Source organism: Streptomyces mauvecolor (assembly GCF_039532965.1).
In the GTDB taxonomy this organism is placed as follows: Bacteria; Actinomycetota; Actinomycetes; order Streptomycetales; family Streptomycetaceae; genus Streptomyces; species Streptomyces violascens.
Genome location: NZ_BAAASQ010000023.1, coordinates 48,804 through 72,003, shown reverse-complemented (window position 1 = coordinate 72,003; position 23,200 = coordinate 48,804). Strand labels below are relative to the sequence as shown.

Genomic DNA, 23,200 nt, shown 5'->3' with positions numbered 1-23,200 from the left:
CCCCGCCCACCCTCCCCTTCCCCCGCCCACCCCCTGAGCAGCGCCTGAACGCCACCGTGGGAACTCGTCAGAAGTTGTCGTGTACCAGCGCGTTTACCTTTCCCTCACCAGACCTACCCTGAAGGTATGGCAGGGCGTGGAGAGCCACCCGAGGGGACACCGGAGGGCCTCCCCGGCGGTGGTGACGACGAGTACCGGTCCGTCGTCTTCGACGAATCGTTCGTCCGTGCTGCCCGCCTTCAGGAGTTCTCCGCGCAGGAGCGCATGCGCGAGCACGCGCGGGCCGTACGGTCCCGTCCGAACTGGTCCCTCAGGGCTTCCTCCAAACCCGCCGTCGCGCTGGTGCTGCTCCTCCTCATCGCGTTCAGTACCGCCATCTACATGGGCATCCGGCACCCGTACCAGCCGCCGTCCACCAGCCACCCCGAACCGCTGCGGATGACCGTGATCCCGCTGGCCCCGCAGGGCCCAGTGCCGGGCGGCGACGCGGAGCAGCTCTTCGCGCACAGCCCGGCCGCCCAGTTCCGGATCGGCGGCTCCGGGATCAACCTGCCCTCGGCCACCAGGACCGAGCACTTCTCCGAGGCGCAGGTGATGAACGCCCTGTCCATCGCCAAGGACTACCTGGTCAAGTCGTCCCTGGACCCCGATGTGCTGGCCGGCGGCCCGGTCCGTCAGATCCGGGTGCTGCTCGACCCCGACCTGATGGCCCAGTTCGACCAGAGCGTGGCCGCCCCGGTCGACGACGGCCGGCACTCCGCCACCGGCTGGCTGGTGCGCTTCGATCCGGCCAAGGTGGTCCTGGCCGACCCCCAGATCCGCGTCCAGGGCTCGATGAGCTACGCGGAGTCCGGGCCGGACGCACTGGACGTCGCCACCGACTTTGTCTTCGTCTACGCCGTGCACCCGGCCGGGAACGGCCCGCACACCAACGACGCATCGCTGTTCACCGTCCGCCGCGAGCTGCACTTCCGGCTCGACCGCGATGATCTGCGGCTGAACCGTACGGAGCTGCAGGCCAGCACCGTCGAGGCCGGGCCGCAGGCCTGCTCCGCCGACGTCGCGGCCCAGATGCGGCCGCTCCTCGCCGGGGAGCGGGCGAGCGCGCAGGGCCCGGCCGGTACCGACCCGTACGCGACCGGTCCTGCCCCCGAGTCCGTCTGCGGCACGCTGGCCGCCGGAGCCCAGCCGTCCCCCGCGGCCGGCTGATCCGGCCCGGTCCTCCTCAGCCCTCCCCGTTGCCGTTCTGCTCCGGCTTGCCGTCGGTCGGCTCCGTGTCCGGCCCGGCCGCCTTGTCCGAGGGGCGCGCACCCGTGCCCGTGAACTTGTCGCGCAGCTTGCCGCCCAGGTCCGCCGTGCCGCCCGCGATGTCGCCGACCAGCTTCATCAGCGGGTCCTTGCTGCTCTTGACCGCGTCGGCGTAGGAGGCCGCGGACTCGCGGAAGGAGTCGGTCACCGAGGTGTCCTTGTCCTCGTCGCGGCGCGGGTAGTGACCGTCCATGATCCGCTGGTAGTCGCGGGTCTCCGACCACTTCTTCAGCTCGGCCGCGCGCACCGTGGTGAACGGGTGCGAGCGGGGCAGCACGTTGAGGATCTTCAGTACGGAGTCGCGCAGGTCGCCCCCGGCCTCGTACTCCTCGGCCTGCTCCAGGAACGCGTCCACGTTCATCTCGTGCAGGTGGTTGCCGCCCGCTATCTTCATCAGCCCCCGCATCGAGGCCTGCAGATCCTGGCCCACCAGCAGTCCCGCCCGGTCCGCGGACAGCTCCGACTTGCGGAACCACTCGCGCAGCGCCGTGACGATCGCCATGATCGCGACGTTCCCCAGCGGGATCCAGGCCACCTTCAGCGCGAGGTTGGTGAGGAAGAGCAGGATCGTGCGGTACACGGAGTGGCCGGAGAGGGCGTGGCCCACCTCGTGGCCGACGACCGCACGCATCTCCTCCTCGTCGAGCAACTCCACGAGGCCGGTCGTCACCACGATGATCGGCTCGTCGAGACCGATGCACATCGCGTTGGGCTGCGGGTTCTGTGTGACGTACATCGGGGGGACCTTCTCCAGGTCCAGGATGTAACAGGCGTCCCGCAGCATGGCGTTGAGGTGGGCGAACTGGGCGTCGCTCACCCGAACCGAGTCCGACAGGAACAGCAGCCGGAGGCTGCGCTCGGGCAGCAGCCCGCTCAGCGCCTTGAAGACGGTGTCGAAGCCGGTCAGCTTGCGCAGCGCGACCAGCGCGGAGCGGTCGGCGGGGTGTTCGTAGGCCCGGGAGGAGATCCCGGGGAACCTGCGCCGCTGCCTGCTCGGCACGTTGTCGTTGATGTCCTCGGTCATGGGTGCCCCCTGTCGTTCGAGTCGTCGGCCCGTCCCCCTGACGACATCCACATTAGGCGGTGGGGCTACCGTGGCCCGGAGGCCTGTGGATAACTTCGAGGAGACCTGCCATGCCGTACGTCGTCACCGCTCTCGCTGCCGCTTCCGGCCAGGGGCCGGGCGCACTGCTGCGGATCCTGCTGCTCGGCTCCATGGTCGGAGCGGGCCTGCTGGCCTGGTTCCTGCTGCGCGGATACCGCTCGAACGGTGGCGACGACAACAAGAACGACTGAGTCGGCGTGAGCGTGCCCGGACCGCCCGCATACGATGTGGGCGAAGTCTCCGCCCCGACTCCCGGATAGGTCCTGCCGAAGATGAGCCTCCACAGCACCGCCGCCAACCTGGTCACGCTCGCCGAAGGCGCCGAGCACGGTGGCAACCACGAAAGCCTGCAGCCCTGGATGACGGGCGGCGGCGCGCTGGTCATCCTGCTTCTCCTGCTCTGGGTCACCACCCGCTTCAACCGCGACCGCTGAGTCGGGGCCGAAAAGCCGGGCCAGTAGGCTCTGCACGCATGGGAGAGCAGGAAGTGCCTACCGGTCCGGTGAAGCGACGCATCGGTGTGATGGGCGGAACGTTTGACCCGATCCATCACGGACACCTCGTGGCCGCCAGTGAGGTGGCCTCGCAGTTCCATCTGGACGAGGTCGTCTTCGTACCGACCGGGCAGCCGTGGCAGAAGAGCCACAAGCTGGTCTCCCCGGCCGAGGACCGCTATCTGATGACGGTCATCGCCACCGCGTCCAACCCGCAGTTCTCCGTCAGCCGCATCGACATCGACCGCGGCGGTGCGACGTACACCATCGACACCCTGCGGGATCTGCGCGACCGCAACAGCGACGCGGACCTCTTCTTCATCACCGGCGCCGACGCGCTCGGTCAGATCCTCACCTGGCGGGACGCCGAGGAACTGTTCGCGCTGGCCCACTTCATCGGCGTGACCCGGCCCGGCCACGTGCTGACGGACGACGGGCTGCCCGAGGGCGGCGTCTCCCTGGTGGAGGTGCCCGCGCTGGCGATCTCCTCGACCGATTGCCGGGCGAGAGTCGCGCAGGGCGACCCGGTCTGGTATCTGGTTCCGGACGGTGTGGTGCGCTACATCGACAAGCGCCAGCTGTATCGCGGCGAGTGAGTCCAGCCGTACCGCCTGTACGTCGGCGAGTGAGAGAAGGCCACCGGTGAACGACCGCCAGTACGACCCGTACGCACCCCAGGTGCAGCTGGTCGGGTACGACGAGTACGGCCGGCCGGTGTACCAGCAGGTCCAGCCTCAGCAGCAGACGTACGACCCCTATGCGCAGCCCCAGGAACCCCAGCAGCAACAGCACCAGGGGTACGGCTACGACCAGGCGTACGTCCCGCAGCAGTCGACGTACGACCCGTACGCGCAGCAACAGCCGCAGCAGACCCAGCAGTTCCCCCAGCAGCAGCCCGAGCAGTTCCCGCAGCAGGACTACGGGCACGGCTACGGCACCGCGCAGCAGCCGGCTGTCCAGACGCCCCCCACGCCCGAGCCGGCGCCGAAGCCGCAGGGCTCGCCCGTGCTGCCCCAGCAGCGGCGGGACGAGCACGCCGAGAGCGGCGAACGGGACTACCGCACCGAGCAGTTCTCGTTCATCGAGGAGCCCGACGAGGACTCCGAAGACGTCATCGACTGGCTGAAGTTCACCGAGAGCCGCAGCGAACGCCGCGAGGAGGCCAAGCGGCGCGGCCGCAACCGCGTCGTCGCGCTCGTCGTGGCGCTCGCCCTGGTCGCGGTGGGCGGTATCGGCTACCTCTGGTTCGCGGGCAAGCTGCCCGGGCTCTCGTCGTCCTCGGACAGCAAGAAGGGCGGCGCCACCACGGCCGGCCCGCAGAAGCGCGACGTGATCGTGGTGCATCTGCACAACACCAAGGCGGGCGGCACCTCCACGGCTCTCCTCGTCAACAACGTGACCACCAAACAGGGCACTACCGTGCTGCTGCCCAACTCGCTCGCCGTCTCCAATGACGACGGGAGCCGCACCACCCTGGGCAAGTCGGTGGACGCGGACGGCTCGCAGGGCACCCGGGATTCGCTCTCCACGCTCCTCGGCACCAAGATCACCGGTACCTGGCGCCTGGACACCCCGTACCTGGAAAACCTCGTCGACCTCGTCGGGAACATCGACATCACCACGGATGCGGACGTTCCCGCGGTCAAGGACGGCGGCGACCCGCTGGTGAAGAAGGGCGCCGACCAGACGCTCACCGGTCAGATGGCCGTCGCCTACGCCACCTACCGCGGCCCCGGCGAGGCCGAGGCCAAGCAGCTCCAGCGGTTCGGCGCGGTGATGTACGGGGTGCTGCGCAAGATCTCCGACGACCCCAAGGCCGCCACCATCACCGTCCAGACGCTCGCGCAGATCCTCGACCCGTCGCTGCCCGAGAGCGACCTCGGGGCCTCCCTCGCCAGGCTCGCCGAGCACGCCAAGATCGGTGCGTACAAGACCGCGGTCCTGCCCGTGCAGCCCGACGGCACGCTCAGCCAGCAGGCCAGTGACAGCGTGGTCAAGGACGTCCTGGGCGGCAAGCTCGGCGGCGGGGGGTCCGACCAGGGCTCGGCCGTGCGGGTCGGCGTCAAGAACGCCAGCGGCAACGCCAAGAGCGCGGAGGCCGCACGCGTCGCCCTGATCAACGGCGGCTATGCGTTCGTCGACGCCGGAAACTCCGGTACGGAAGCCACCTCGCAGGTCCTGTACGCGGACGAGGCGAACAAGGCGAAGGCCGTCGAGGTCGCCAAGACCCTCGGGCTCCCGGACAGCGCGGTCAAGCAGGGCAAGGCGGCCGCCAACGCGGATGTGTCGGTCGTCATCGGAAAGGACTACAAGGCGCCGCAGTGAGGTGCCCGGAGTAATCCTTTCGGGGCTGTCGGCGGTCCGTGAGATCCTGGAAATCGATCCGATTGGATCTGACCGCCGACGAAAGCCTGCTTGTGACCGCCACGGACCGTTCCATCGAGCTCATCACCGCCGCCGCTCAGGCGGCCGCCGACCGGCTCGCGCACGACATCATCGCGTACGACGTCAGCGATGTGCTGTCGATCACCGACGCCTTCCTGCTCGCCTCCGCACCCAACGACCGCCAGGTCAAGTCGATCGTCGACGAGATCGAGGAGCGGCTCAACAAGGAGCTCGGCGCCAAGCCGGTGCGCCGCGAGGGCGACCGCGACGCCCGCTGGATCCTGCTCGACTACGTCGACATCGTCGTGCACGTCCAGCACAGCGAGGAGCGCGTCTTCTACGCCCTGGAGCGGCTGTGGAAGGACTGCCCCGAGCTGCCGCTGCCGGACGACGCCATGAAGACGCGCGGCAAGGCCGCCGAGCACGCCGCGCTGACCACCGGCGCCGACGAAGCGGACGGTGAGCTGAGCTGAACAGCACCACCAAGGGCGGCCGGGGCCGCCGGATAGTCCTGTGGAGGCACGGCCAGACGGCCTGGAACCTTGAGCGCCGCTTCCAGGGCTCCACGGACATCGAGCTGACCGAGACCGGCATCGGCCAGGCGCACCGGGCCGCGCGCCTGCTCGCGGCGCTGAAGCCGGACGCGATCGTCGCCTCCGACCTCCAGCGGGCCGCCGCCACCGCCGCCGAGCTGGCGGCCGTCACCGGCCTGCCGGTCGAGCACGACTCGGCCCTGCGCGAGACGTACGCGGGCGCCTGGCAGGGGCTCACGCACGAGGAGATCGTCGGCCAGTACGGCGAGCAGTACGCGGCGTGGAAGCGCGGCGAGCCCGTGCGCCGGGGCGGCGGCGAGCTGGAGACCGAGGTCGCCGACCGGGCCGCCCCGGTCGTGCTGCGCCATGCCGACAAGCTGCCCGACGGCGGCACCCTCGTCGTCGTCAGTCACGGCGGCACGATCCGCACCACCATCGGCCGGCTGCTCGGCCTGGAGGCGCACCACTGGGAGAGCCTTGGCGGGCTCACCAACTGCTGCTGGTCCGTCCTCGGCGAGGGCGCGCGCGGCTGGCGCCTGCTGGAGCACAACGCCGGAACGCTGCCCGAGCCGGTCCTCGGCGACGACGACTAACCGCTGCTCAGGGGTGGTGACCGCCGGATTTCACTTTCCGGCAGGTCACAGGCTAGAGTTCTTCTTGTTCGCAGCGCGGGACCGCCGAAGAAGCGGGAACAAGGCGAACAGCGGGGCTATAGCTCAGTTGGTAGAGCGCCTGCATGGCATGCAGGAGGTCAGGAGTTCAATTCTCCTTAGCTCCACAATCGGATCCCGTCCCCTCGTGGGGGCGGGATCTTCTTGTTGTCCACCCCCGGTGGCCGGTCTCGTACGGCGACAGCACTGACCCCCTTGCGAGGGCATGGCAGAATCGGGACGGCCGGAGGGGGACGACGGACCGAACGGGAGGGAGTGCGCGATGCCCGCGAGTCGCGAAGAATTCCCGGAACCGCCCGGCGGGCCCGAAGCCGCGTCGCACGGCGCCCGCCTGAGCTGTCCCTCCTGTGGCTCCCTCCATGTCGCGCAGATGCTCGGCGACAACGGCGGGGTGTCCTACGTGTGCACGGCCTGCGGCCACAGCTGGAGCTGAACATGGGTGCACACAGGCGGAAATGCGACTGGTGCGGCAGCGGTACGCCCATCGTCAGGGACATGGATCCGGTCAACACCGACTATCAGTACTGGTGCGAGGAATGCGCCAGGGCGCTGATCATAAAGGGCGACCCGATCGAGACGTATCGGGAGCTCGAAGGGGAGCCGATCTACGGCCGCCTCCTCGAGGCGCACTGCACGCTCAAGCGGTTCTACTCCTTCGCCACGGCCTGAGCGCCGTCAGGACGAGGAAGCGCGTCGGGGCCGGCGGACAGAGCGCCGAGAGCGCCATCCTGCCGCCGGCCTGGGCGAGTTCGGGACGTCCCGTACCGTGCGGGGCCCACCGCGGCGCGCAGGAACCGGAGACGGTGCCGAGCAGCGCCCGGCGCGAGCCCTCCGCCGAGGGCGGAGCCGTCACCGCCCGGACCGCGGCCGCCCGGGCCCGTTCCCCGCGCAGTCCGGCGCGTACGACCATCAGGTCGATCATCGAGACCCCGGCGGCCCGCTGAGCCGTCCGGGACTGCGAAGGAGAGCAGGCAGATGGCGGCGGCGAGCGTTACGGGACGGTGGGCGGAGGGGAAGCGGGCAGGGGTGTGCGCGAGTACCTTCACGGCCGCGAAAGCGGACGTTACCGCCCTTACTCGTACAGAACGGAAACCGATTTGGTGAAGTACCGGGGGGACCGTGTAATGTTCTCGATGTCGCCGCGGGAAACCGGGCGGCGGGAAAGCTAGGGGCTATAGCTCAGTTGGTAGAGCGCCTGCATGGCATGCAGGAGGTCAGGAGTTCAATTCTCCTTAGCTCCACAATAAAGAAGGCGGGCCATCCGAATCGGATGGCCCGCCTTCTTGTTGCGCCCCTTCTCTGATCGTTACGCCGCCCCTCAGGACGGCGTAACGATCAGGAACGGTCAACTCCGGCCGCTGCCCAGGGCCTTGCGGGGAATCTGAGGAAGGGCGGCCGGGGCCTGCTCGATCCGGAGCGCGAGTGCCGGGCAGCGGCGCACGGCCCGTTGGGCGCGCCCCCGCAGATGCATCGGCACGGTGGCGTCGGCGACGAGCGGGTAGCCGTCGGGGCCGAGCCGGATCAGTTCCGGCACGATGTCCGCGCAGAGCCCGTGGCCCTCGCACAGCGTCCAGTCGACCAGCACCTTCTCGCCGCTCGGCACACCCTCCTCCTGGTAGCCGGGCGAGGGCAGCGGCAGCACGCCAAGGGTCGGCCGGCCGCAGCCCCCGGCCAGCACATGGGCCGCCAGGTCGTCCGTGAACGCCGCGAGCGTCGAGGCGAGGAAGCGGGCCGAGCCGTCCGGATGCTTGCAGGCGCCGCGGCCCTTCACCGCCCCCGTCACCTCGCGCAGCGCCTCCAGGGCGGCCGGGCCACCGCCGTTCAGCACATCCGCGAGCCCTCCCGCCGCGGCCGGCAGACCCAGCCTGCACGGGCCGCACTGGCCCGCCGTCTCGGCCGCCAGCCAGTTGGCGACCCGCAGCGCCTCGCCGAGCGCACAGGTCTCCGTGCCGATCGGCAGGATCGCGCCCGCCCCCAGGGCGCCGCCGAGCGCCGAGAGCGAGGCCCGCGAGACGGCCGCGTCATGGGCGGCCACCGAGTTCAGCCAGCTGCCGTGGTAGCCGCCGGTCAGCACACCCTGGGGCAGCGAGGGCGCCCCGGCCAGCTGGAGGACGTAGCGCAGCGGCACCCCTGTGGGCACCTCGACGACCATCGGGCGGGCGACCGCCCCGGACAGCGTGAGCAGCACGGTGCCGGGCTCGGTCGGCTCGCCGGTGTTGCAGAAGCGGCGCGGGCCGAGCCGGGCGGCCACCGCGAGCTGGGCGTACGTCTCCGCGTTGGAGAGCAGCGTCGGGGCGCCGCCCACGCCCGATTCGGCGGCCCGCTCGCGGCGGCCGGGCGGCAGGGCGGGGCCGCCGTCCACCGCTCGGATCACCGCGGAGGCCTCGCCGGACACCATGCGCTCGGGGGTGCGGACCACGCGGGCGCGCAGGGGGGAGCTGCGCTTGTCGGCGAGGCCGCGCTCGGCGAGGGCGGCGCGCACGGAGGCCTCCGTGGAATCGCGGGTCACGGCGACGACCAGGGTGCGGGCACCGAGCGCCTCTGCGGCCAGCAGAGCGCCGTCCAGGACGAGATGGGGGGCCCGGCACACCAGGACGGTGTCCTTGCGGCAGGCGGGCTCGCCCTCGCTCGCGTTGACGACGACGACCGGGCGTATCCCGCGCCGGATCGCGGCCGAGGCGACCGCGCGCAGCTTGCGGCCGAAGGGGAAGCCCGCGCCGCCGCGGCCGTTGAGGGCGATGTCGTCGGCGAGTTGGGCCAGGCGCTCGCCGTCGACCGGCTTCAGCGGGCCGTGCACTTTGAGGTGCATCGGCAGGGCGAGGCGCTCGACGAGATCGAAACCCGCGGTCAGATGGGGCAGGCCGACGACGCGGACTTCGGGAACATCGGGGAGGGGGGTGTTCATGGTCGTACTCCTGCTGTTGCGGGCACCGTCACGGGCGTTCTTCGGAGGCCGGGCCCGGCCGGGAGTGCCAGGGCTCGCCGGCGGCCGGCGGCTGATAGGGCGTGGACGGCGCGGGGGAGGGCAGCGGCTCGGGGGGCCGCGGCGAGGGCGCGGGCCAGCGGGCGGCCGGGGGCGCGGACGGGGCCAGCGAGACGGCGCGGTAGGCCGCCGAGATGCCCGTGCCCGCATCGCCGCGGACCTCCTGCCCGGCGGCCGGACGATAGCGGGGCAGCGCCTCGTGCGGGGGCTCGTACAGGGCGTGCGCCTGCTGGAACTGTGCCTCCTGGAACTGCGGCGCCTCTTCGAGGGCTTGGTACGCGGGCTGCGCTCCAGGCAGCGGCTGCGTCGGCTGCGCCTCATAAGAGGGCTCGTAGGAAGGCTCGTAGGAGGGCGGCTCGTAAGCCTCGGAAGAGGGCGGCGTCGCGGGACGCGGCGGTACGGCGGGCTCCGTGGGCTCGCTCTCCGGGCGCGGCCGGAAGGGGGCGAGCCGGTCGGCGATCCGGCGTTTCACCGGCCGCGGCAGCGCGCGTACGGCCAGCGCGCTCGCCACTCCCGCCAGGGACAGGCCGTACATCACGACCACCCAGGAGGCCGGCGGGCGTCCCGCGTACAGGCCGTGCATCAGGGCGAAGCACCAGGCCGGGTAGGCCAGCATGTGCACCGCGCGCCAGCGTGCCGCGATGCGGCCCGGGGTGGCGAAGGCGCTGCGCATCGCGCCCGTGACGGCCGTGAGGATCATCAGGATCCCGGCGAGTGATCCGAAGCCGATCAGGCCGGACGCGCCGGTGATGCCGAGCCCGAACGGGACCACCGCGCCGAGCAGCCCGACATGGCCGATCGCGATCTTGACGGTGACGTGCAGCAGGAGGAAACCGATCGAGGCGATCGCGGTAGCCCGGTGGACGGCCTGCGCCATGAGGCGGTCACGTGTGGTGAGGAGCAGCCGGTCGGTGGCGAGCAGGCCCCAGGCGACGGAGGCGGTCAGCGAGACCAGCGACAGGACACCGGCGGTGAAGTCCAGGGCGGCGCGCAGCCCGTCCGAGGAGAGCAGTGCCAGCGGCGGTATGAGCAGGGCGACGACGCCCAGTGCGGCCGCGGAAAGCCCGCCCCTGCGGGCCGGGCGGCCCCGTGCCGGATTCTGGCGCGGGCGGTGCGGGTTGAGCGGATTGCGAGATTTCATGGTGGGGCGACTCCGAATGGTTCGGCAAAGCGGTCCCGTGGCGGCATGCTAGGTCGCCCCATACCGGCCGGTACGGGGTTTGAGCGGTTGCCCCAGAAGAGGGCGGTACGCGGAGTAACCTCGCCCTCGGCACCCCCAGGGGGTAGTTGCGGGCACCCCCCACGGGTACTCCGTGCGGGCCTTGCGGGGCCTGCGGTACCCTGACGCCATGCGTGCCGTACGCCTTCTGCTTAGCGAGCCGCGCTGAACACTCCCGACCGATGAAGAGATCCGGTCGGACTCGGCGCGGCGCCCCCTCCTGTGCGAGGGGTTTTTTCGTTTGGCGATTCGATGGCGGATCGACGGACGAACGCTCGTAACCGCTGGCAGAGACGATCGATGGAGCTTTGAGGACATGAGCGAGACGAACACCGCTGCCGCCGCAGAGACGGCCGCGCCGCACCGCTACACGGCAGCCATGGCCGCCGACATCGAGGCACGCTGGCAGGACTTCTGGGACGCCGAGGGCACCTACGCGGCGCCGAACCCGGCCGGTGACCTGGCCGGGGATCCGGCGGTCGTCGCCCGGCCCAAGAAGTTCATCATGGACATGTTCCCGTACCCCTCGGGCTCGGGCCTGCACGTCGGCCACCCGCTGGGCTACATCGCCACCGACGTGTACGCCCGTCACCAGCGGATGACCGGCCACAACGTGCTGCACACGCTGGGCTTCGACGCCTTCGGCCTGCCCGCCGAGCAGCACGCGGTCGCCACCGGCACGCACCCGCGGGTCTCCACCGAGGCCGCCATGGACAACATGAAGCGGCAGCTGCGCCGGCTGGGCCTGGGCCACGACAAGCGCCGGTCGATCGCGACGATCGACCCGGAGTATTACAAGTGGACCCAGTGGATCTTCCTGCAGATCTTCAACTCCTGGTACGACGCCGACGCGCAGCAGGCCCGCCCGATCGCCGAGCTGGTCGCCGCGTTCGAGGACGGCACCCGCGAGGTCCCCGGCGGCCGTGACTGGGCCGCGCTGAGCGCCGCCGAGCGCTCCGACGTCCTGGGCGAGTACCGCCTGGCCTACGCCTCCGACGCGCCCGTCAACTGGTGCCCCGGCCTGGGCACCGTCCTGGCCAACGAGGAAGTCACCGCCGACGGCCGTTCCGAGCGCGGCAACTTCCCCGTCTTCAAGTCCAAGCTGCGCCAGTGGAACATGCGCATCACCGCCTACGCGGACCGCCTGCTGGACGACCTGGACGCGCTGGACTGGCCCGACGCCATCAAGCTGCAGCAGCGCAACTGGATCGGCCGCTCCGAGGGCGCCCGCGTCGACTTCAAGGTCGGCGACACCGACGCCATCACCGTCTTCACCACGCGTCAGGACACCCTGTTCGGCGCCACCTACATGGTGCTTGCCCCCGAGCACGAGCTGGTCGACACGATCGTCCCGGCCGCCTGGCCCGAGGGCACCCACGACGTGTGGACCGGCGGGCACGCGAGCCCCGCCGAGGCCGTCGCCAAGTACCGCGCGTTCGCCGCATCCAAGTCGGACGTGGAGCGCCAGGCCGACGCCAAGGAGAAGACCGGCGTCTTCACCGGCGCGTTCGCCGTCAATCCTGTCAGCGGCGAAAAAGTTCCCGTCTTCATCGCCGACTACGTGCTGATGGGCTACGGCACCGGCGCGATCATGGCCGTACCGGCGCACGACACCCGTGACTTCGCCTTCGCGCGCGCCTTCGAGCTGCCCATGCGCTGCGTCGTGCAGCCCTCCGACGACCGCGGCACGGACGCCTCGACGTGGGACGAGGCGTTCGCCTCCTACGAGGCGAAGCTGGTCAACTCCGCCAACGGCGAGATCTCCCTGGACGGCCTGGGCGTCGTCGAGGCCAAGGCCAGGATGACCGACTGGCTGTCCGAGCGCGGCATCGGCGAGGGCACCGTCAACTTCCGGCTGCGCGACTGGCTGTTCAGCCGCCAGCGCTACTGGGGCGAGCCCTTCCCGATCGTCTACGACGAGGACGGCGTCGCCCACCCGCTGCCCGAGTCGATGCTGCCGCTGGAGCTGCCGGAGGTCGACGACTACTCGCCGCGCACGTTCGACGCGGACGACGCCGACACCTCGCCGGAGACCCCGCTGTCCCGCAACGAGGACTGGGTCAACGTCGAGCTGGACCTGGGCGACGGCGTGAAGAAGTACCGCCGCGAGACCAACACCATGCCCAACTGGGCCGGTTCCTGCTGGTACGAGCTGCGCTACCTGGACCCGCACAACAGCGAGAAGCTGGTCGACCCGGCCATCGAGCAGTACTGGATGGGCCCGCGCGAGGGCATGCCCACCGGCGGCGTCGACCTGTACGTCGGCGGCGCAGAGCACGCCGTGCTGCACCTGCTGTACGCGCGCTTCTGGTCCAAGGTGCTGTTCGACCTGGGCCACATCTCGTCGGCCGAGCCGTTCCACAAGCTGTACAACCAGGGCATGATCCAGGCGTACGTCTACCGGGACAGCCGCGGCTTCCCGGTGCCGGCCGCCGAGATCGAGGAGCGCGACGGCAAGTTCTTCTTCGAGGGCGAGCCGGTCAAGCGCGAGCTGGGCAAGATGGGCAAGTCCCTGAAGAACGCGGTCACTCCGGACGAGATCTGCACCGAGTACGGCGCCGACACCCTGCGCCTGTACGAGATGGCGATGGGTCCGCTGGACGTCTCGCGTCCCTGGGACACCCGCGCTGTGGTCGGCCAGTACCGGCTGCTGCAGAGGCTGTGGCGCAACATCGTCGACGAGGCGACCGGCGAGGTCACCGTCACCGACGCCGAGCCCGACGAGGCGACGCTGCGCGCCCTGCACAAGGCGATCGACGGCGCGGGTGGCGACCTGGCGGGGCTGCGCTTCAACACCGCCATCGCCAAGATCACCGAGCTGAACAACCACCTGACGAAGGCGGGCGGCCCGCTGGCGCGGCCGGTCGCCGAGCAGCTGGTGCTGCTGATCGCCCCGCTGGCCCCGCACATCGCCGAGGAGCTGTGGCGCAAGCTGGGCCACACCGACTCCGTGGTGCACCGCGACTTCCCGGTCGCCGACCCGGCGTACGTCGTGGACGAGGCCGTGACCTGCGTCGTGCAGATCAAGGGCAAGGTCAAGGCGCGCCTGGAGGTGCCGCCGGCGATCTCCGACGACGAGCTGGAGAAGCTGGCGCTGGCGGACGAGGCCGTCGTCGCGGCACTGGCCGGAGCGGGCATCCGCAAGGTCATCGTGCGCGCGCCGAAGCTGGTGAACATCGTCCCCGCGTAAGGGCCGAAACGGTACTGGGGGCTTTCCCCTACGGGCAGGTTGGGGGTTCCGCGGGAACCCACGGCCTGCCCGTTCCGTTTACGGTGGAGGGGACGATGCCGACCGACCGAGGGGACGTTCATGGAAGCCGCGATCCTGATCCTGGCGCTGCTGTTCGTCGCCTTCGTGGTGCTCGGCGTGTACGTGACGGTCAAGGTGGTCGGCGCCGCCAAGCGCGGGGTGGAGCGTACGGTCACGCAGGCCCGCAGGACCGTCGAGGACACCACGCTGCGCGCGAAGAGCGTGGGCCAGCCGGGGGTCGCGGGCCAGCTCGCCCAGCTGCGGCTTTCGCTGCGTACGTCGATGCGGGCCACGCAGGACGCACTGCACGCGCGCCTGGCCGAGGACGAGTCCCTCAAGGAGTCGCTCGCCCTGTTCGAGCGGCTCAGCGCGCATGGTCGTGAACTGGACGACGAGCTCAGGCGTTTGGAGCGGGAGCCGGACAAGCGCACCATGGCGGCCCGGATGCCCGGGCTCCGCGAGCGCACCGAGCGGATCACGCACTCCGCGGACTCGCTGCGCTGGGCGGCGCTGGACCGGGCCCGGCAGTTCGCCGACGACGATCTCGCCTCGCTCAGCGAGCAGATCGAGATGGAGTCGGGAGCGCTGCGGGACTGGTCGACCAAGGGGCCGACCAACGGCGAGTCCGTTTCCTGGGGCGACCTTTCGGACAACCCCGCGCCCGCGCAGAGCAAGCCGTCGCCCTCCCCGTCACCGGAGCGGAGCGCGCGGACGCGGCCCGAACCGCCGGCCCAGGCACCGCAGGCGATAGGCGCCGCCGAGCCGCCGGTGACGTACCCGTGGCAGAAGTCGCCGCGGCCCGAAACCACGAGCTGACCCGGCGAACACCAGGTCAAGGCGCTGGAACAGGGCGCCCGGCGCTGACCCGAACTGATCATTCCACCAGGGCCGGACTGCCGGACGGCAGCATCGGCGGGTAACCTCCCGCTCATGTCCCGCCATGTCGCGATCGTCACCGATTCAACGGCCTATCTGCCGCCGCAGACGATGGAGCGGCACAGCATTACCGCAGTGCCGCTGACCGTTGTCCTGGGCGACCAGGCGCTGGAGGAGGGCACCGAGATCTCGGCCCGCTCGCTGGCGCTCGCCCTGCAGAAACGGCGCCCCGTCACCACTTCCCGGCCCAGCCCCGAGGTATTCGCGGCCACCTACCGCAAGGTCGCCGAAGCCGGAGCGACCGGGATCGTCTCGCTGCACCTCTCGGCCGAGTTCTCCGGCACCTACGACGCCGCCGTGCTCGCCGCCGAGGACGCCCCGGTGCCGGTGCGGGTGGTCGACACCGCGATGGTCGCGATGGCGCTCGGCTTCTGTGCGCTGGCCGCGGCCCAGGTCGCGGACGCGGGCGGCACGCTGGACGAGGCGGTGGCCGCCGCGGAGAAGCGCGCCGGTGAGACCTCCGCCTTCTTCTACGTCGACACCCTGGACTATCTGCGCCGCGGCGGCCGCATCGGGGCCGCTCAGGCGCTGCTCGGCTCGGCCCTGGCGGTCAAGCCGCTCCTCCAGCTCGACGGCGGCCGGATCGACATGCTGGAGAAGGTACGTACCGCCTCGAAGGCCATCGCCCGCCTTGAGGAGATCGTGGTCGACCGGGCCGGGAGCAGCCCGGTCGACATCGCCGTGCACCACCTCGCGGCACCGGAACGCGCCGCCACCCTCGCCGACCGGCTGCGGGCGCGGGTGCCGGGCCTGGTCGACCTGTACACGAGCGAGGTCGGAGCGGTGATCGGCGCGCACACGGGGCCGGGGCTCCTGGGGGCGATCGTTTCACCGCGCTGAGGTGGATGAGGGGCGGTTCGAGGCTGTCGAGGCGGCCGCGCTGAGGTGCGTGAGGGGTGGGGCGGGGCCGTCGAGTCAGCGCGCACTGAGGTGGGTGAGGGGTGCTTCGGGTTCGTCGAGTCGGCTCGGGCTGAGGGGCGTCGGCGTGCCGAGGCCGCCCCGCTGAGCGGTCCGGATCGGGCCGGACTCCCCCGTACGGGTGGCGGAGTTGTCCACAACTCGCTTGCCGTCCACCGGAATTGGGCCTGCTCGGCGGGCTCGCGCCCGGGTGCCTAACGTCTCGTGACATGGCACTCCGATCACCACGCACCGCCACGAGCGGACCGGGCCGGGCCCCCGGCTCCGACGGCCGGGCCCGCCCGGGCCACGGCCGCCGAAGCCGCACCGCCCAGGCCCACGTCTCCGCCCTGACCGCACGCAGGCGCGCGGACGCGCTGTTCCTCCCGCCGCCACCGGGCACGGCGGCCCCGCCACACGAACCCGCCGCCCCGACGGTGCGCACCCTCGGGGAGTCGGCGCTGGCACCTCCGCCTGAGCCCGAGCGGGCTGCCCGGGGGACGCTCGCCGCGCCGGAAGGAGGTCTGGCCGGTCCCGGTGTGCGGGAGCGGGCCTGGGTGGCGGTGCGGGAACGGCTGCCGGTGTGGGCCCAGTCGAGGTTCGGTCTCGCGCCGCGCAGCCTGGCCGCGCTGTGCGTGGTGCTGGTGGTCGCGGCGGGGTTCGCCGTGCACCACTTCTGGGCCGGGCGCCCGCAGTCCGTACGCGCCCCTGACCTGGTCGACGGGTCGGCCCCGACGCTGCCCGGGGTGAAAAGCGCAGGCGGCAGCGCATCGGGACGTGGGGTGAGCGCCGGGGCGACGCCCCGGCCGGTGGCCAACGCGGCGCCGTCGCCGGCCGGAGTGCTCGTGGTGGACGTCGGCGGGAAGGTGCGGCGGCCGGGGATCTACCGGCTGCCCACCGGATCGCGGGTCGCCGATGCGCTGGCCGCGGCGGGCGGGGTGCGCGACGGCGCCGATCTGACCGGCCTCAACCGGGCGCGGCTGCTCACGGACGGAGAGCAGGTGCTGGCCGGAGTGCCGGGCGCGGCGCCCTCCGGGACGGGCGGCGGTGCCGCCGCCGGTACCGGCGGTGGCCTCGGCGGCGGATCGAGCGGTCCGGTCAGCCTCAACTCCGCTTCGGCCGAGCAGTTGGACGGGCTGCCCGGCGTCGGTCCGGTGCTCGCGCAGCACATCGTGGACTACCGCACCCAGCACGGCGGCTTCCGCTCGGTCGATGAACTGCGGGAGGTCAACGGGATCGGCGAGCGCAGGTTCAACGATCTGCAATCCCTGGTGCGGCTGTGAACCGCCTGGAGATCCATGCCGAGTCGGGCCACCGGCTGGGCGCGGCCAACCCGTACCGCGAAGAGCCGGCGGACCTGCGCCTGATCGGCCCGGCGCTGGGGGCGTGGGGCGGCGCGGCTGCGGCGCTCAACTCACCTGCAAATGCCGCGATTTGGAGTGTCGCGGGGTGTCTCGCCGTGGCAGGGGTGCTAATGGCGCCGGTCCTTCGGCGGGTCCTGGCGGGGTGGATGTCGGGCGCGGGGTTGCGTGGAGTTCGCGAACGGGTCCGGGAGGAGGGCGGCCGTCACGTCGGTGCAGTAGGCGAGAGTGACGCGGCAGTGGGCGGCGGCGGGGTCTGGAGGTGTCGAGGCGCTGTCGCGGGGGTGTTGGTCTGTGCGGCGGCTGGGATCGTGGCCGGGGGGCTGCATGCCGCCGAGGTGCGGCGGGGGCCGCTGCCGGAGCTGGCGCGGGAGTTCGGGCAGGCCACCGTGGAGCTGGCGGTCCGGGGGGATCCGAGACCGACGCGGTCCGCCGGGTGGGGTGGCGCCTCGGTCGCGGTGGATGCCGAGGTCGAGCGGGTCCTCGGGCCGGGTGGCAGGGCCGAGCGGGTCCATACGCCCGTGCTCGTCATCGCGCCCGCGAGCTGGCGGGGGCTGCTGCCGTCCACCCGGGTGCGGGTGACCGCGAGGCTCGCGCCGGGCGACGGGAAGATCGCCGCCCTGCTCAGGGCCCCGAACGGGCCGCCCCGTATCACCGGGCCGCCAACTGTCATGCAGCGCTGGGCCGGTGGGCTGCGGGACGGGCTGCGCGAGGCGGCCGAAGGGCTTGCGCCGGATGCGCGGGCGCTGCTGCCCGGCCTGGTCGTCGGCGACACGTCCGGGGTGACGCCCGAGCTGCGCGCCGCCTTCGAGTCGACCGACCTCATGCATGTCATGGCGGTATCCGGAAGCAACTTCGCGATCATGCTGGCCCTGTTGATCGGATCGCCGGGGAAGGCCCTGCTGGCCGAGCGGGGTGGCCTCGCGCCGCGGCTCGGCATCTCCCTGAGGGCGACCGCACTGCTGGGCGGGGTGCTCGCGCTGGCCTTCGTCGTGGTGTGCCGACCGGAGCCGAGCGTGCTGCGGGCCGCCGCATGCGGCCTGGTCACACTGCTGGCGATCGGCACGGGCCGGCGCAGATCGCTGATCCCCGCGCTGGCCGCCGCCGTCCTGCTCCTGGTGCTGTACGCGCCCGAGCTGGCCCGGAGTTACGGGTTTCTGCTGTCGGTGCTCGCGACCGGGGCGCTGCTCACGATCGCGCCGGGATGGGCCGCGGCACTGCGAGGGCGCGGGGTGCCGGCCCGGCTGGCGGAGATGCTGGGCGCGGCGGGAGCGGCGCAGGCGGTGTGCGCTCCGGTGGTGGCCGTGTTCGCGGCGCGGGTCAGCCTGGTCGCGGTGCCCTGCAATCTGTTGGCAGAGCCGGCGGTGGCGCTGGCGACGGTCGCGGGCTTCGCCGCACTGGTCGTTGCGCCGGTCGCGATGCCCCTCGCCGAATCGCTGGCCTGGAGCGCCGGTTGGCCCACGGGCTGGATCGCGTCGGTGGCCCGCACCGGAGCGGCCCTGCCCGGGGCGGAGTCGGGGTGGCCGGGCGGCTGGCGCGGGGGAGCGCTGCTCGCCGTCGTCACCGGGGTGGCGGTGCTCGTGGCGCGGCGGCTGCCCCGGTACCCCTGGGCGGCCGCAGTGCTGGCGCTCATTGTGCTGCTCGCCGTGATGCGGCCGGCCCCGCTGGCCAGGATCGTCACGGGCTGGCCGCCGCCGGGCTGGTCGTACGCCATGTGCGATGTGGGGCAGGGCGATGCCACGGTGCTGGCCGCCGGGGAGGGGACGGCGGTGGTGATCGACACCGGGCCCGAGGCCCTCCCGGTCGACCGCTGTCTGCACGAGCTCGGGGTGAACCGCATTCCGCTGCTCCTCCTCACCCACTTCCATGCCGATCATGTGGGCGGCCTGGCAGGGGTGTTGCGGGGCCGGTCCGTCGGGTTGATCGAGACGACGGGGTTCGCGGAGCCGCCCGACCAGGCGGCGTTCGTGTGGCGCACCGCCGCCGCGGACGGCGTGCCGGTGGTGCCGGCCACGTACGGGGAACGGCGGACGCTGGGCGGGCTTTCGTGGGAGGTGCTGTGGCCGCCGCCCGCGCCCGGGCCGGTGCCGGACGGGCCGAACGACGCCAGCGTCACCCTGCTGGTCCGCACCGCCGCCGGGCTGACCCTGCTGTTGCCCGGCGACCTCGAACCCCGTTCGCAGCGCCGGCTGTTGAGGCGGAATCCGGGGCTCGCTCGGGTGGACGTCCTCAAGGTCGCCCACCACGGCTCGGCACACCAGGACCCCGCGCTGCTCGGGGTCGTACGTCCGAGGCTGGCCCTGATCTCGGTCGGCCGGGCCAACCGGTACGGCCACCCCGCGCCCGGCACCATCGCCGTACTGCGCGCGTGGGGTGCGGCCGTGCTGCGCACGGACACGGACGGGGCGATCGCGGTGACGGGGGCGGGGGAAGGGCTGCGGGCCGTACCTCGGGGGCGGGACCCGTGACGCGGGGCTCGTGATGGGGCGCGGCCAAGGCGTGGCCGCCGGCCGGGGAGGCGCCGGGTGCCCAGTGGTCTGCGGGTCAGACGAGCCAGGCTCCCTCGCGCATCAGGTCGCGGTCGGGGATTTCGTTGGCCTCGCGCCAGGCCTGGATGCGCTGGGGGACGACGCGGAAGTAGGTGTACGAGGGGCCGCTGTCGCGCGGATCCCAGATGACCTTGGCGGCGAAGGCGTCCCCCGAGGACTTCGGGAGTTCGGTGGTGGGGATCACGGTGACGGTGCCGGTGATGTGCACGACGTCCCGGGTGTGGCCGAGCGTGACCTGCACCGGGCGGCCGCCGGGCAGCAGGTTGCGCAGGGTGGGGTTGGTCAGGCGGGTGCACATGAGCAGGGAGCCGTCCTCCCAGACGAAGGAGAGAGGCATGAGGTGGGGGTCACCGGAGGCGGAGGCGGTCGCGACCCAGGCGTCCTCGTCGTTTTCGAGGCGGGTCAGAACGTCCTGCTTGCGTTGTTCGCGGCTGCGCGCCGGCTCGCGTGTCGTCATGTCCCGTTACGCTAGCGGCGGTTGGGGCCCGAGTGCCTCGGGCGCCGGACCTAGGACCTGCGGGGGAGAGCGGGATCCGCAGGGGGCAGAACGCGGTCCGTTCGGGCCGGGCAAGCGAAATGGCCAATTCGGGCCTCTGGTGACAGGTGCCTCAACAGTGCCCAGGCGCCGCGTTTGCCTCGAACAGCACAACAGTGATCGAATGCATCTTCGTCAAGGGGCCGCAGTCCTGCTGTGGCGAGGACGGACGAGGATGTCTGCCCCCTGCGCGGCCCGGCAGAAATTTCAACGCACGGGGGTGCGTACACAGTGTTCAGCCGCTGGTTCGGCAAGAGCTCGACCAGTTCTCCGCTTCGTACCGGGCCACTGGCCGGCCTGTCCGTCCCGTCGACCGCGGGCGTGCTCAGCTGCCGGGTGCTCGATCCGGTCAGCGAGCCGGTGCAGCGGGCCGAGTTCGTGGTCAGCGACGCCTCGGGCCGCCGGGTCGTGGGCGGGGAGACCGACCCGTTCGGGACCGTGGTCACGACGGTTCCGGCGGGTGAGTACCGGCTGGCCGTCACGGCCGAGGGATATACGCCCTTCCACGCCAACGCCACCATCAGCGCGAGCGGGCTCGCCGCGCTCGGCGACGTCACGCTCCAGGTGGCGGCCCCTCCCTCATTGCCCGACCCGGGCGAGTGGGAGCTCGACCCGACGCACTCTCAGATCGGCTTCACCGCGAGCCATATCGGCCTTGCCCGGATCCACGGCCGGTTCAACACCTTCGCCGGGGCCATCCGGATCGGGGAGCGCATGGAGGGGTCCGCCATGCACGTCATCATCGACACCGCCTCCATCGACACGGGCGTGCGGATGCGCGACGACCACCTGCGCTCCGGCGACTTCCTGGACGTCGGGAGCTATCCGACGATGGAGTTCTACAGCGACCGGTTCGTGCACCGGGGCGGCGGCCGGTGGGCGATCATCGGAGGGCTCACCCTGCACGGCGTGAGCCGTACGGTGACGCTCGACACGCAGTACCTGGGGCTCGGCACCGGGCTCGGCGGCGAGACCCGGGGCGCCTGCCGGGCCAGCACCGAACTGCACCGCGAGGACTTCACGCTCACCTGGCAGACCATGCTGGCGCGGGGCATCGCGGCGATCGGGTCCTCGATCTCGATCGACCTCGACATCCAGCTCGTGCCGAAGACGGGCTGAGCCCGGGAGAGTCAGGAGGGTCCCCCGGGTGCGTCAGGGGGATTCGAGCCAGCCGTCGTGTTCGGCGGCCAGGGCGTCCAGCGCCTCGGGGTCCAGGCGGGCGTCCGGGTCCTCCACGACGACGAGCCACTGGGCGTCCTCGGCGTCGTCCTCGCCGGCCAGGGCGTCGCGGACGAGCTGGGGCTCCTCGGCGAGGCCGAAGAGGTCGGTCAGCTCGGTGGCCACGTCCTCGGCGGCGTCGCGGTCCGGGAGCACCAGTACGTGTCGGGTCACATCGTTCACCTGGCCATTCTCCGATATGGGGGTGGCACGGGAAGGAGGGGGCCGGGAGCGGGCCGGGACTGTCAGTGGCCCGTGGGATGCTGGAAGGCGATGGCCACCAGGAAGAACTCCACCGACGATCCGCTCGCCCCCGTCACGCTCGCCGTGGGCCAGGAGGACCTGCTGCTCGACCGCGCCGTGCAGCAGGTGGTGGCGGCCGCCCGGGCCGCCGACTCCGACACCGATGTGCGTGACCTGACCTCCGACCAGTTGCAGCCCGGCACGCTGGCCGAGCTGACCAGCCCCTCCCTCTTCGCCGAGCGGAAGGTGGTGGTCGTACGCAATGCGCAGGACCTGTCCGCGGACACGGTCAAGGACGTGAAGGCGTACCTCGACGCGCCCGCCGAAGAGATCACCCTGGTGCTTCTTCACGCGGGCGGCGCCAAGGGCAAGGGGCTGCTTGACGCGGCCCGCAAGGCGGGGGCGCGGGAGGTCGCGTGCCCCAAGACCACGAAGCCGGCCGAGCGGCTGACGTTCGTACGGCAGGAGTTCCGGGCGCTGGGGCGTTCGGCCACGCCCGAGGCCTGCCAGGCGCTCGTCGACTCCATCGGCAGCGATCTGCGCGAGCTGGCGTCGGCGGTGTCGCAGCTCTGCGCGGACGTGGAGGGGACGATCGACGAGGCGATCGTCGGGCGCTACTACACGGGGCGGGCCGAGGCGTCCAGCTTCACCGTCGCGGACCGGGCGGTGGAGGGGCGTGCCGCCGAGGCGCTCGAAGCGCTGCGGTGGTCGCTGTCGACGGGGGTCGCGCCGGTGCTGATCACCAGTGCGCTCGCGCAGGGGGTGCGGGCGATCGGGAAGCTGTCCTCCGCGCGGGGTGGGCGGTCGGCGGATCTCGCGCGGGAGCTCGGGATGCCGCCGTGGAAGATCGACCGGGTGCGGCAGCAGATGCGGGGGTGGACGCCCGAGGGGGTTTCCTTGGCCCTGCGGGCCGTGGCTGAGGCGGATGCGGGGGTCAAGGGTGGGGGGGACGACCCTGAGTACGCCCTTGAGAAGGCCGTCGTCACGATCGCCCGGGCGGCACGGTCCGGGCGGTAGCACCCTGGGCTGCGCCCTGGCCCGCCTCGGAGGGTGACCGGGGTTTCGCCCCGGGCCCCTTCGCACGGGGCTGCGCCCCGGGCCCCGCATTTTCGTCGGCCGCGGGCCGTGTGTGGCTGGTCGCGCAGTTCCCCGCGCCCCTGAAGGGCCTGGGCTGCGCCCGACCCTTGAGCCCCTCGGGTCCCTGAGCCCCCAACCTCAACCCCCAACCCTCACCCTCCAACCCCCGCACCCAAGCGCCCAAGCCAAGGGCGTGGGGGTTGGGGGCTGGAGGATGGTGGAGTTACGCCGCCCTTCGCCAGCTCACCGGTGGGGCGTACGGCTGGCGGCGCCAGGCTGCCAGGGGGACTACCGGGGCCAGGGCCGCGGGTGGCTCCGCTCTCAGGGAGAGGAGGACCACCGTCAGGGCGGCCAGTTCGGCCTCCGTCGGGGTGCCTCTCAATACCCGGAACAGAGGGTCGGCCGACTCGGCTGGCGCATTCGAATCGTTCGGCAC

Annotated in this window: 23 protein-coding genes and 2 tRNA genes; 19 read left to right on the top strand and 6 right to left on the bottom strand. The window is 71.9% G+C overall.

The genetic code is table 11. The annotated features are described in order from the left end of the window. Positions 1–126 precede the first annotated feature (126 nt). A complete protein-coding gene (locus ABD346_RS27945; RefSeq protein ID WP_344378622.1) occupies positions 127–1,209 on the top strand; it encodes an SCO2583 family membrane protein in 1,083 nt (360 codons plus the stop codon). A gap of 16 nt (positions 1,210–1,225) precedes the next feature. Here the strand turns inward: ABD346_RS27945 and ABD346_RS27940 are convergent, their stop codons facing one another. Further along, the gene (locus ABD346_RS27940) at positions 1,226–2,332 is read right to left on the bottom strand and encodes a M48 family metallopeptidase (RefSeq protein WP_226598953.1); all 1,107 of its coding nucleotides are present in this window, start codon (positions 2,330–2,332) and stop codon (positions 1,226–1,228) included. Between the two features lie 110 nt (positions 2,333–2,442). Between ABD346_RS27940 and ABD346_RS27935 the strand changes: the two genes are divergently transcribed. The 11 genes from ABD346_RS27935 to ABD346_RS27885 all read left to right on the top strand — a co-directional run bounded on the left by ABD346_RS27935 (position 2,443) and on the right by ABD346_RS27885 (position 7,737). Then, positions 2,443–2,604, top strand: a complete 162-nt coding sequence (locus ABD346_RS27935) for a hypothetical protein (protein ID WP_344378619.1) — start codon at positions 2,443–2,445, stop codon at positions 2,602–2,604. Positions 2,605–2,685: 81 nt separating this feature from the next. Beyond that, complete coding sequence (locus tag ABD346_RS27930; RefSeq protein ID WP_189964312.1) at positions 2,686–2,847, top strand: hypothetical protein; 162 nt, start codon at positions 2,686–2,688, stop codon at positions 2,845–2,847. Between the two features lie 38 nt (positions 2,848–2,885). After that, entirely contained in the window at positions 2,886–3,503 is a 618-nt protein-coding gene (gene nadD / locus ABD346_RS27925) for a nicotinate-nucleotide adenylyltransferase (protein WP_344378615.1), read from the top strand. Positions 3,504–3,549: 46 nt separating this feature from the next. After that, entirely contained in the window at positions 3,550–5,232 is a 1,683-nt protein-coding gene (locus tag ABD346_RS27920) for an LCP family protein (protein ID WP_344378613.1), read from the top strand. A gap of 92 nt (positions 5,233–5,324) precedes the next feature. Beyond that, entirely contained in the window at positions 5,325–5,765 is a 441-nt protein-coding gene (gene rsfS / locus ABD346_RS27915; protein ID WP_189964309.1) for a ribosome silencing factor, read from the top strand. Continuing rightward, on the top strand, positions 5,762–6,418 hold the full coding sequence (locus tag ABD346_RS27910; protein ID WP_344379108.1) for a histidine phosphatase family protein: 657 nt from the start codon (positions 5,762–5,764) through the stop codon (positions 6,416–6,418). The genes rsfS and ABD346_RS27910 overlap by 4 nt, the downstream gene beginning before the upstream one ends. A 112-nt stretch (positions 6,419–6,530) precedes the next feature. After that, positions 6,531–6,603 (top strand) — tRNA-Ala (locus ABD346_RS27905). A gap of 155 nt (positions 6,604–6,758) precedes the next feature. Continuing rightward, positions 6,759–6,929, top strand: coding sequence for a hypothetical protein (locus tag ABD346_RS27900; RefSeq protein ID WP_344378610.1), 171 nt, complete (start codon positions 6,759–6,761; stop codon positions 6,927–6,929). A 2-nt stretch (positions 6,930–6,931) separates the two neighbouring features. Next, positions 6,932–7,165: a hypothetical protein gene (locus tag ABD346_RS27895; RefSeq protein WP_053726163.1), complete on the top strand. Its 234-nt coding sequence runs from the start codon at positions 6,932–6,934 to the stop codon at positions 7,163–7,165. Positions 7,166–7,299: 134 nt separating this feature from the next. Beyond that, the gene (locus ABD346_RS27890) at positions 7,300–7,440 is read left to right on the top strand and encodes a hypothetical protein (RefSeq protein WP_344378607.1); all 141 of its coding nucleotides are present in this window, start codon (positions 7,300–7,302) and stop codon (positions 7,438–7,440) included. Positions 7,441–7,664: 224 nt separating this feature from the next. Then, positions 7,665–7,737 (top strand) — tRNA-Ala (locus ABD346_RS27885). A 104-nt stretch (positions 7,738–7,841) separates the two neighbouring features. On the opposite strand, the gene ABD346_RS27880 is transcribed toward ABD346_RS27885, so the two are convergent. Continuing rightward, positions 7,842–9,401: a ferredoxin gene (locus tag ABD346_RS27880; RefSeq protein ID WP_344378605.1), complete on the bottom strand. Its 1,560-nt coding sequence runs from the start codon at positions 9,399–9,401 to the stop codon at positions 7,842–7,844. A 28-nt stretch (positions 9,402–9,429) separates the two neighbouring features. Next, positions 9,430–10,620: a ferric reductase-like transmembrane domain-containing protein gene (locus tag ABD346_RS27875; protein ID WP_344378604.1), complete on the bottom strand. Its 1,191-nt coding sequence runs from the start codon at positions 10,618–10,620 to the stop codon at positions 9,430–9,432. Between the two features lie 394 nt (positions 10,621–11,014). On the opposite strand from ABD346_RS27875, the gene leuS reads away from it, so the two are divergent. The 5 genes from leuS to ABD346_RS27850 all read left to right on the top strand — a co-directional run bounded on the left by leuS (position 11,015) and on the right by ABD346_RS27850 (position 19,610). Beyond that, positions 11,015–13,888 carry a leucine--tRNA ligase gene (gene leuS, locus ABD346_RS27870; RefSeq protein ID WP_344378602.1) on the top strand — a complete coding sequence of 958 codons (2,874 nt, stop codon included), beginning with the start codon at positions 11,015–11,017 and terminating at the stop codon, positions 13,886–13,888. A gap of 120 nt (positions 13,889–14,008) precedes the next feature. After that, entirely contained in the window at positions 14,009–14,764 is a 756-nt protein-coding gene (locus ABD346_RS27865; protein ID WP_344378601.1) for a hypothetical protein, read from the top strand. Positions 14,765–14,878: 114 nt separating this feature from the next. Further along, positions 14,879–15,724, top strand: a complete 846-nt coding sequence (locus tag ABD346_RS27860; RefSeq protein WP_344378600.1) for a DegV family protein — start codon at positions 14,879–14,881, stop codon at positions 15,722–15,724. A 287-nt stretch (positions 15,725–16,011) separates the two neighbouring features. Next, the gene (locus ABD346_RS27855) at positions 16,012–17,064 is read left to right on the top strand and encodes a ComEA family DNA-binding protein (protein ID WP_344378598.1); all 1,053 of its coding nucleotides are present in this window, start codon (positions 16,012–16,014) and stop codon (positions 17,062–17,064) included. A gap of 191 nt (positions 17,065–17,255) precedes the next feature. Next, complete coding sequence (locus ABD346_RS27850; protein WP_417801268.1) at positions 17,256–19,610, top strand: ComEC/Rec2 family competence protein; 2,355 nt, start codon at positions 17,256–17,258, stop codon at positions 19,608–19,610. A gap of 76 nt (positions 19,611–19,686) precedes the next feature. Here the strand turns inward: ABD346_RS27850 and ABD346_RS27845 are convergent, their stop codons facing one another. Continuing rightward, positions 19,687–20,148 carry a pyridoxamine 5'-phosphate oxidase family protein gene (locus tag ABD346_RS27845; RefSeq protein ID WP_344378596.1) on the bottom strand — a complete coding sequence of 154 codons (462 nt, stop codon included), beginning with the start codon at positions 20,146–20,148 and terminating at the stop codon, positions 19,687–19,689. A gap of 309 nt (positions 20,149–20,457) precedes the next feature. On the opposite strand from ABD346_RS27845, the gene ABD346_RS27840 reads away from it, so the two are divergent. Then, the gene (locus tag ABD346_RS27840) at positions 20,458–21,345 is read left to right on the top strand and encodes a YceI family protein (RefSeq protein WP_381226749.1); all 888 of its coding nucleotides are present in this window, start codon (positions 20,458–20,460) and stop codon (positions 21,343–21,345) included. A 33-nt stretch (positions 21,346–21,378) separates the two neighbouring features. Here ABD346_RS27840 and ABD346_RS27835 read toward each other — a convergent pair whose 3' ends face one another. Next, the gene (locus ABD346_RS27835) at positions 21,379–21,627 is read right to left on the bottom strand and encodes a hypothetical protein (RefSeq protein ID WP_344378595.1); all 249 of its coding nucleotides are present in this window, start codon (positions 21,625–21,627) and stop codon (positions 21,379–21,381) included. Positions 21,628–21,717: 90 nt separating this feature from the next. Between ABD346_RS27835 and holA the strand changes: the two genes are divergently transcribed. After that, entirely contained in the window at positions 21,718–22,704 is a 987-nt protein-coding gene (holA, locus tag ABD346_RS27830) for a DNA polymerase III subunit delta (RefSeq protein WP_344378593.1), read from the top strand. Positions 22,705–22,987: 283 nt separating this feature from the next. Here holA and ABD346_RS27825 read toward each other — a convergent pair whose 3' ends face one another. Then, positions 22,988–23,200: an acyl-CoA carboxylase subunit epsilon gene (locus tag ABD346_RS27825; protein WP_344378592.1), complete on the bottom strand. Its 213-nt coding sequence runs from the start codon at positions 23,198–23,200 to the stop codon at positions 22,988–22,990.